This is a genomic window from Candidatus Latescibacterota bacterium (genome assembly GCA_019038625.1).
Lineage (GTDB): Bacteria > Krumholzibacteriota > Krumholzibacteriia > Krumholzibacteriales > Krumholzibacteriaceae > JAGLYV01.
This window is the reverse complement of record JAHOYU010000180.1, coordinates 1-7,445: the sequence shown is the minus strand read 5'-3', so window position 1 is coordinate 7,445 and position 7,445 is coordinate 1. Positions and strand designations below refer to the sequence as shown.

The 7,445-nt window shown below is 49.3% G+C and carries 8 protein-coding genes; 4 read left to right on the top strand and 4 right to left on the bottom strand.

The window, feature by feature from the left end:
- The 3 genes from KOO63_12995 to KOO63_12985 form a co-directional block, all read left to right on the top strand.
- Positions 1 to 1,232, top strand: a 1,232-nt coding sequence (locus KOO63_12995) for an NAD(P)/FAD-dependent oxidoreductase (GenBank protein ID MBU8922728.1), incomplete at its 5' end; no start/stop codon positions are given.
- Positions 1,233 to 1,316: 84 nt separating this feature from the next.
- On the top strand, positions 1,317 to 1,562 hold the full coding sequence (locus KOO63_12990; protein MBU8922727.1) for a hypothetical protein: 246 nt from the start codon (positions 1,317 to 1,319) through the stop codon (positions 1,560 to 1,562).
- Positions 1,559 to 1,897: a type II toxin-antitoxin system PemK/MazF family toxin gene (locus KOO63_12985; GenBank protein ID MBU8922726.1), complete on the top strand. Its 339-nt coding sequence runs from the start codon at positions 1,559 to 1,561 to the stop codon at positions 1,895 to 1,897. Before KOO63_12990 ends, KOO63_12985 begins: the two co-directional genes overlap by 4 nt.
- A 36-nt stretch (positions 1,898 to 1,933) precedes the next feature.
- Here KOO63_12985 and KOO63_12980 read toward each other — a convergent pair whose 3' ends face one another.
- The 3 genes from KOO63_12980 to KOO63_12970 form a co-directional block, all read right to left on the bottom strand.
- Entirely contained in the window at positions 1,934 to 3,466 is a 1,533-nt protein-coding gene (locus KOO63_12980; protein ID MBU8922725.1) for a hypothetical protein, read from the bottom strand.
- 63 nt (positions 3,467 to 3,529) lie between these two features.
- Positions 3,530 to 3,892: a hypothetical protein gene (locus tag KOO63_12975; protein ID MBU8922724.1), complete on the bottom strand. Its 363-nt coding sequence runs from the start codon at positions 3,890 to 3,892 to the stop codon at positions 3,530 to 3,532.
- A 20-nt stretch (positions 3,893 to 3,912) separates the two neighbouring features.
- On the bottom strand, positions 3,913 to 4,902 hold the full coding sequence (locus KOO63_12970; protein MBU8922723.1) for a hypothetical protein: 990 nt from the start codon (positions 4,900 to 4,902) through the stop codon (positions 3,913 to 3,915).
- A 729-nt stretch (positions 4,903 to 5,631) separates the two neighbouring features.
- On the opposite strand from KOO63_12970, the gene KOO63_12965 reads away from it, so the two are divergent.
- The gene (locus KOO63_12965) at positions 5,632 to 6,069 is read left to right on the top strand and encodes a hypothetical protein (protein ID MBU8922722.1); all 438 of its coding nucleotides are present in this window, start codon (positions 5,632 to 5,634) and stop codon (positions 6,067 to 6,069) included.
- Positions 6,070 to 6,193: 124 nt separating this feature from the next.
- Here KOO63_12965 and KOO63_12960 read toward each other — a convergent pair.
- Positions 6,194 to 7,445 (bottom strand): hypothetical protein (locus KOO63_12960; GenBank protein MBU8922721.1); only part of this gene is annotated, 1,252 nt, incomplete at its 5' end.

Sequence of the window (7,445 nt, the reverse complement as noted above, 5' to 3'; positions counted from 1 at the left end):
TAGGTGGAGGATCTGCCGGTATGCTCGCGGCCGGAAGGGCCGCGGAGAACGGGCTCGAGGTCCTTCTCCTGGAAAGGAACAACCGTCTCGGGAAAAAGCTGGGAATAACCGGGAAGGGAAGATGCAACCTTACTAACAGCGCAGAGACGGAGCGTTTCATCGAAAATTTTGGTAAAAAGGGAAAGTTCCTTTACGGAGCGGTCACGCGGTTTACTTGCGATGACCTCATAAGATTCTTTGCCGGGCTCGGCTTGGAAACGAAGGAAGAAAGAGGAGGAAGGATATTCCCCGCGACCGACAAAGCCTCCACTGTGGTAAAAACGCTGGAAAGTTATGCCAGATCAAATGGAGTTGAGATCGGACTTTCCTCCAGAGTGGACAGGATCGTCACAGGCAGAGAAAGTGGATCCGTTGAGGGCGTGATCCTGAAGGGTGACCGGAAGGTGATCCATACCGAAAAAGTACTCCTTGCCACAGGCGGCAAGTCGTATCCCGCCACCGGCTCGACGGGCGATGGGTACGCTATCGCCGCATCCCTCGGCCACAAGATCGTGGAGCCGAGACAGGGCCTTGTGCCTTTCGATACAGAGGACAGGTTCGCCAGGGATCTGCAGGGCCTGTCACTGAAAAATGTCGAGGTCACAGTTTTTACAGGCGGCAGGAAGACCGATTCCGGATTCGGAGAAATGCTCTTCACTCATTTCGGAGTCTCGGGACCTGTGATCCTCACGATGAGCGGGCAGATAACAGACAATCTCGCCGCGGGCAAAACGGTCGAACTCTCAATCGATTTCAAACCGGCCCTGTCCGGCGAGAAACTCGACAAAAGACTGATCAGGGAATTTTCCGATTCGGGAACGAAGCATTTCAGGACAGTGATGAAGAACCTCCTGCCCAACCGCTTGATTCCTATTTTCATATCCAAAAGTGGGATCGCACCGGAAAAAAGATGCAGCCAGATCACATCGGCAGAGAGAAGCAACCTCGCCGCACTTCTCAAGAATCTCCGGCTGACCATAAAAAGCCCGAGGCCCTTTGAAGAGGCGATCATCACCCGCGGCGGCATTGATCTAAAAGAGATCGACCCGAGAACGATGAGATCGAAACTCGTTGATGGACTCTACTTCTGCGGAGAGGTGATCGACGTCGACGGCAACACCGGAGGATACAATCTGCAGGCGGCCTTCTCCACTGCCTGGCTTGCCGCCGAATCATGTTCGAATATCAAGTGAAAAACTGATCGTGGAACAAGCCCTGCTGTTGTCAAAGACAAAGTCTCCCCTTGACAAAAGTATAACTATTGTTATACTTTCAGCATGAAGACAGCGATATCCATACCCGACAGCCTCTTCCTTGCGGCCGAACGTCTTGCCAAGCGCCTCGGAGTCTCCAGAAGCGCGCTCTTTCAGAAGGCGCTGCGTTCCTTCCTCGATCTTCACGGGGATGAGGGCGTGACAGAGGCACTGAATTCTGTCTATGACAAGGATAGTAAAGACAACCGGCTCGACCCTGTCCTCGAGCAGCTTCAGGGAGCTTCACTCGCCGCGGAGGACTGGGAATGAACAGGGGCGAGATCTGGTGGGCGACCCTTCCCGCTCCGCGAGGTTCCGAGCCCGGCTATCGCCGCCCGGTCGTAATCGTCCAGTCAGATCCTTTCAACCGGTCCAACATCAGCACCGTCATAGTCGCTGTCATATCATCGAACCTGAAGCTCTCCAGTGCGCCTGGAAATATCCTTCTAAAAAGAAAAGAGAGCAGGCTGAGCAGGGATTCGGTGATCAACGTCTCCCAGATCATCACGCTGGATAAAAGCTATCCGACCGAACGTGTCTCAAAGCTGAGATCCGGTCTCCTGGCGGATCTTAACGAAGGGATCAGGTTGGTACTTTCGGTCTGACTTTCTGTCTGCCCGGTTCTTTTACAGGACTCAGTCCTATTTCCGCCTGAAAGGCTCTATCTTACCAGTGACATCTTCTCCCTCGGGATATGGTAAACGTCCTTCCCAGTTCACAAGAATTTCGACCGGACGATCACCAAGAGGATATTCCCTGCCACCTAATTCAGTCATCCAGTCCTTGAACCTCCACAATTCATTTGCATCAAGGAATCCATAAGTGTGGCCCACGCGAATATCAGTCGCCACATACCCTCGTGTCCCGGTCAAAACGAGTTCATGCATCTCAGGGGACTGATTGAAGCTGTATTGATGGATGAACCTGTACTCAGCGACAACTCGCTGCTCAGCTGGAAGCTGAGGATCGACAATATTGTAACTACCTATCACGTATCCACCTGTAACGTCTCTAATAGTCTCAGCTCTGTCTATCCGGGCTGTCTTCATCTCCCACTTGATCGGTGGCAGGAACTTTGACTCTATTCCTTTGGGATAGGTGAATTTGACATCTCTGTATTCAATCGCATTCCAGGTGGGAAGAATAAACTCGGTAGTTATAGTCACCCAGTTACAGAATGGTACAGGCTTATCGGACAGGTCCCAATCGACCTCGAGTTCTCTCCTGGGATCTTCTTCTGTAATCGAGGGCAGGTTTTCCGTGGACCAGTCTATAGTCGTCTTATAGCTGAGTATTGTCACATCGGTACCGACTTTATAATGCAGATCAATGGCACTCGTTTTGTTTGACTGATGGATCTTGTAGGATCCGACGACTTTCTGTGTCAATTTGTTATCAGAAGGATCGTCTGTGGGACATAAGGTTATGATGTGTTTTATGTACGGATGGTTATCCTGATAATCGATGTACCAGCCATTCCCTTCATTGGCGCCACCCGGATTGGGAGATGTGTAGGAATCATATGTATAACTCTGAACATCCCCTCCCGTATCAGTGTCAGAATCTGTTAACCGGACCCTCGACGGATTTCGAGTAAGAGTGCTTTTACCACTATGGTCTCCCCAGCCCGTAATAGCATGTCCTCGCTCCCCGATAGAAGCACCTGCCGTCGGCCAGCTTATACTCAACCCGACGAACTGACATCTACGAAGTTCATTACCAATAAACCGGGCACCATTGGAATTTGCCCAAGGGTATCTGGGTGTTTTATTTCCATATACCGTCACTACTGTGTAGGGATTACTGGTCCATGTGTTATTAGCCGAACTCAGCCACCAGCTTAAAGCTGTATCCGTCCAACCACCCACCTGTTTTCCCGTTGGATTAACAACGTCAGTCTGCCAGGTTACCATATCTCCATATATATCTTCCGCTCGGCCTTGAAGCGTTGTACCAGTTCCATACCCGGCGCCTGCCAGCATATTTGAAGCTGTAGCCATCCAACATGAATTATCGATAGCAGGGGCGGTCGGCACTGGAGGGCCTTTATCTACGTCTGCGGGAGGATCCATCTTCATATATGTACATGAGGTAAAACAGACAAGTAGAACAGAAGCGAGGAGCAAAATGAACGGGCTCTTCTTCACGGTCATGCATGATTTATTCTTCATCATTATCCTCCAATGTCAGAATCTCCTGTCCAGTCTGAGACTGGTTTAAAATGGGATCATATTTATTCACTGTATCTTCCCGAGAATATCTTTCACCTTAACGATCACATCGTCCAGGCACCCGAAAGCATTTATGGACTTTTGTGCCAGATTTTTCTTTTTCTTAATGTCATTGATGTCCCTCTGCAGTTGCTGATTAGCCCATTTAATATCATCGATCAGACTCTTTCCATTCCCCGTCCATGATTTCATTGACTCAGCAAGGAGTTCATCGATGGTACTTCCAAGCATATCGACCTTTTTCTTTGCTTTTCTTGCTGCCTCGGTCTCGCCCGCGAACCTGAGGCTGATGACCAGACGACTTCCTTTTGTCCTCATATTCTCCATCTGATCTATGATGAATCCCTTATCCTCCCTGTTTATCGGCATCGTTTTCACCCTCCCTTGGTTCAGTTGTCGGAATCATTCGGTTCATTACTCTGTTCACTCCCCAGATCCTTGTATACTTCTCGCAGAAACTTCGCGTTGTCGCGGATTCGATAGATTGATGTCAGGCCATGTTGACCCTTCTCAAGAGATGCAGCGAGATCCCTGTTCGCGCCAGGCAAAGATTCATAAGAATCATGTAGCCTTCGCAGCACATCCAACCGTCCTATGAGCAGTTCATTCAGTTCGATCAACTCTACAACACGATCCTGTTTCTGGTTGTCCGACATACTATTATCGGGTGCCAGCATCAATGCCAGACTCAAGCTTCGCGAAGAATACTCGGCAAAGAAGTGCTGTGACGCCAGGCGCATGGCATCACTTAAGGCGTCAGATAATGCGCGAATATTTTCCTGATTTCCATTGAGTGCATCCCTGAGTTTCTTTTTACTTTTCGATTGCAGGTATTGACGAAAAAGTTCCGTAGCTGCTGTTGAGAAGAGACCGATTTCTCTATCCTTGTCGGTTAGACCCAATGCCTTTGATGCGTCCTGAATCCCGGAATTGATGCCGGACGCTGCGACTGTGAATTCATCCTGATCGATATGACCAGATACTGCCAGTTCGATCAGCAATCCCGCATAATCCACTAAAGCATCATTCAGAGTCCTGACCGACTCCCTGAATTCTCCTGCTGACAGAAATAGAATCGGCGGCCTCTGTGCTTTCCAGGCGAATGGTACACCGGGAACATTTTCCAGAATGAGTCTCTGGACCTTCTCTCCGCTTATCGAATCACCCTTGACTGTATCCTGGATAAAGCGCTCACGAGCCCAATCATACTGATGGGAGAGCACCTCGTCAGCGCTGTCACGAAGCTCGACTGCGGATGAAGCAAATCGGTCGAATGGATCTGGATCGATCGCCCCTCCACAGGCAGCCAGGCACATCAGAAGCGACAGGCTAAGGAGAAGGATCAGTTTGACACCGCCAAACCGAATGATCTTGATCATATTCTGACACCTCCAATTGTTAAGTACCCAAGACCGTTCACCACCCAGGATATTCTCCATACTATCCTCCTTATATGCGCCTGTTAGCTCATGTCATGGCAGCAATAGAAGACACATCCGACATAAAGACATCAGATGTCACTTTCTCGAATATTCAGTTGTATTCATCGTCCGACTTAGGATCTGTTTTATCTCTGTAGTTTTGTTTTCGGGTAGGAGCGTCGAGATAACGATAGTATCGTATCACAGCATTCAGGTCGTTTGCAAGAAATATTTTCATAATTAGATGTAATAATATCTTGACGCAACCCGCCGCCACAACAAGTCTTACATCAACTTATCCGCCTGCCTTTATTGTACATACAGCATCATTCCAAGCGCTATCTCGTTATAGTAAAATATATTTTCCCCCGAATTATTTTGTTTGTTTGTTGACGGATAACAGACATACTTCCAAAATATTTCCAAGCGTTGATAATCCATACACTCCATGATATAATCGCCCTATCAGATCAGACATTTCTGAGGGAAAGATCTACGACATATTCAAACATCACTCGCCGGAGTATGGATCTCCACCAGGGACCAGAGAACAGCATGATGAGGAAACCAGGCTTTTTAATTATTCTCTTTATCATCCTATCAGTTCCGATCTGTGAATCGTCGGCACAATTGCCGCCCAATTCGGACCTGTTTTACTCCGGAGTCTGGGCTGATGAGTCGCGCTTCTTGACAAACATATGCTCTGAATCGGACACGATCATCGTTCTCTATGTCCTGGCCTGGGTCCCGCAGGATGCCGGGCTTAATTACATAACACTCAGGATGGTCTATCCTCCCGAGATATTCGAGAAATCAAGACCTGAATTCAGCGAATTCTTTTCAGAATTGATCGTCGTGGATTATGGAAACGGAGGGATAGAGTGGACTTTGTTGTTTAGTCAATGCCCATCGCAGTGGGTCCTTGTATTCAAACAGGCGGTCACCGTTTCAGGCATGGAAGAGGAGGCTGTCTCCATCACCGGAATAAATTCCCTCGCCAGAGACTGCGACTTCGTCCTTCACGGCATGAACGTCCTGAACAACATGTCGATCAACGGTCCATCATGCGATGTCGTCTCTACCTGCAACACGACATGGGGCGCGATCAAGTCGATGTATAAGTAATCGACAGCATGGCCTTACTGACATGAGAAGACTCCGCGCGGCTCTCCGCGCGGAGTCTTCTTTGTATCCGGAGAGATATCTACCAACCGAGGGCATGTACCTCTCAGAGTCAATAAGATATAGATCATCGTAGCGTCATGTCATTCTCCAGGACCACTATGTACAGCGATGTTCCGATGACCAGGTCTTCACCTGCCACAGACATTGGTCCGCTGGTACTCAGGAAGCCCGAAGCCAGGTCCGTCAGTTTCACGAGACCAAATTGACTGGGCAGGGTCTCGATTAACACATTCCTGAACATTCCAGGAGAATCCTGGAGAAAGAGTTCGATCCGGCAATTTTCGTCTCCGACGATCAGGTCGCCATCGCTGTTAGCAAACTCGCCAGTGATAAGCACGACTGGAGTAGACCCTGCTGTCACTTCGAGCTCCTGTGCCGAACTAAGATAATTCGTAGCGTCATCCGGCGTGCTTCTCATGATATGGACGTAGCTGCCGGAAAGGTATAAGTCCGGATCCGCTCCCGCCACTAAGATAGCGACATCCGAAAAGAGAGTGCCGGTAAAATGCCCTGTGACCATGTCGACGATCCGTTCGTTAACGACATCCTCTACTACATTGGCCGCACCGTAATAACCCGCGATTACCGCGACATCTCCACTCATCATGAACAGCTCGACCGTCCCGCCTTCGGTCGCGACAAGGAAATCATCCTCGATCGCCCCGGTGTCATCCACAAAGTTCCCGACTACGAGAGCGACCGGAGCCGCCTTTTCATATTCCTCGTTTCCTTCCTTTCGTTCGATACCTGCATAGGTCATCTGGAACGAGCTCTGCTCTAACGAATGCTTGATGATGCTTATAGTCTGGGTCCCGTTGTTGGCCACTATGAGATCGTCCTTGTCATCGTCATCGATATCTATCACGGCGATATCGACCGGATCGGCCGAGATCTCACTCTCATGGAGAAGGAGAGTATCGATATTGTCTGAAAAATACCCCTCTCCAGTGCTGTGACAGATAAATAGCTTTCCATTCCTCAGCGTTACTGCCGCGTCCATATAGGAGTCATCATCAAAATCACATAGAGTGATGGCAGTCGGCTCGCTCTCGAGTCCGACGAAGTTCACCGGGCGCAGCATTCCCTTTCCGTTACCCTGGTAAACGACCAGCGACATCTCGTTTACATAAGCCGCGACGACGTCTATGTTCTCAGCTCCCGAAAAATCCCTTACGACTTCGCCTGTTTCAACCAGCACGTCACCAGACAGAGACCTTGTGAACCCCGGCAAATCAGGGTTGAACGGTATGTCATCATCGTCAAGCACCGCACATGGATTATCATTATATTTGAATTCACCACACTCACAGATACCG

Bases quoted from the DNA above. Each gene is read 5' to 3' on its own strand.
- KOO63_12980 (MBU8922725.1), bottom strand. From the start codon at position 3,466: ATGATGAAGAATAAATCATGCATGACCGTGAAGAAGAGCCCGTTCATT.
- KOO63_12975 (MBU8922724.1), bottom strand. From the start codon at position 3,892: ATGCCGATAAACAGGGAGGATAAGGGATTCATCATAGATCAGATGGAG.
- KOO63_12985 (MBU8922726.1), top strand. From the start codon at position 1,559: ATGAACAGGGGCGAGATCTGGTGGGCGACCCTTCCCGCTCCGCGAGGT.
- KOO63_12990 (MBU8922727.1), top strand. From the start codon at position 1,317: ATGAAGACAGCGATATCCATACCCGACAGCCTCTTCCTTGCGGCCGAA.
- KOO63_12970 (MBU8922723.1), bottom strand. From the start codon at position 4,902: ATGATCAAGATCATTCGGTTTGGCGGTGTCAAACTGATCCTTCTCCTT.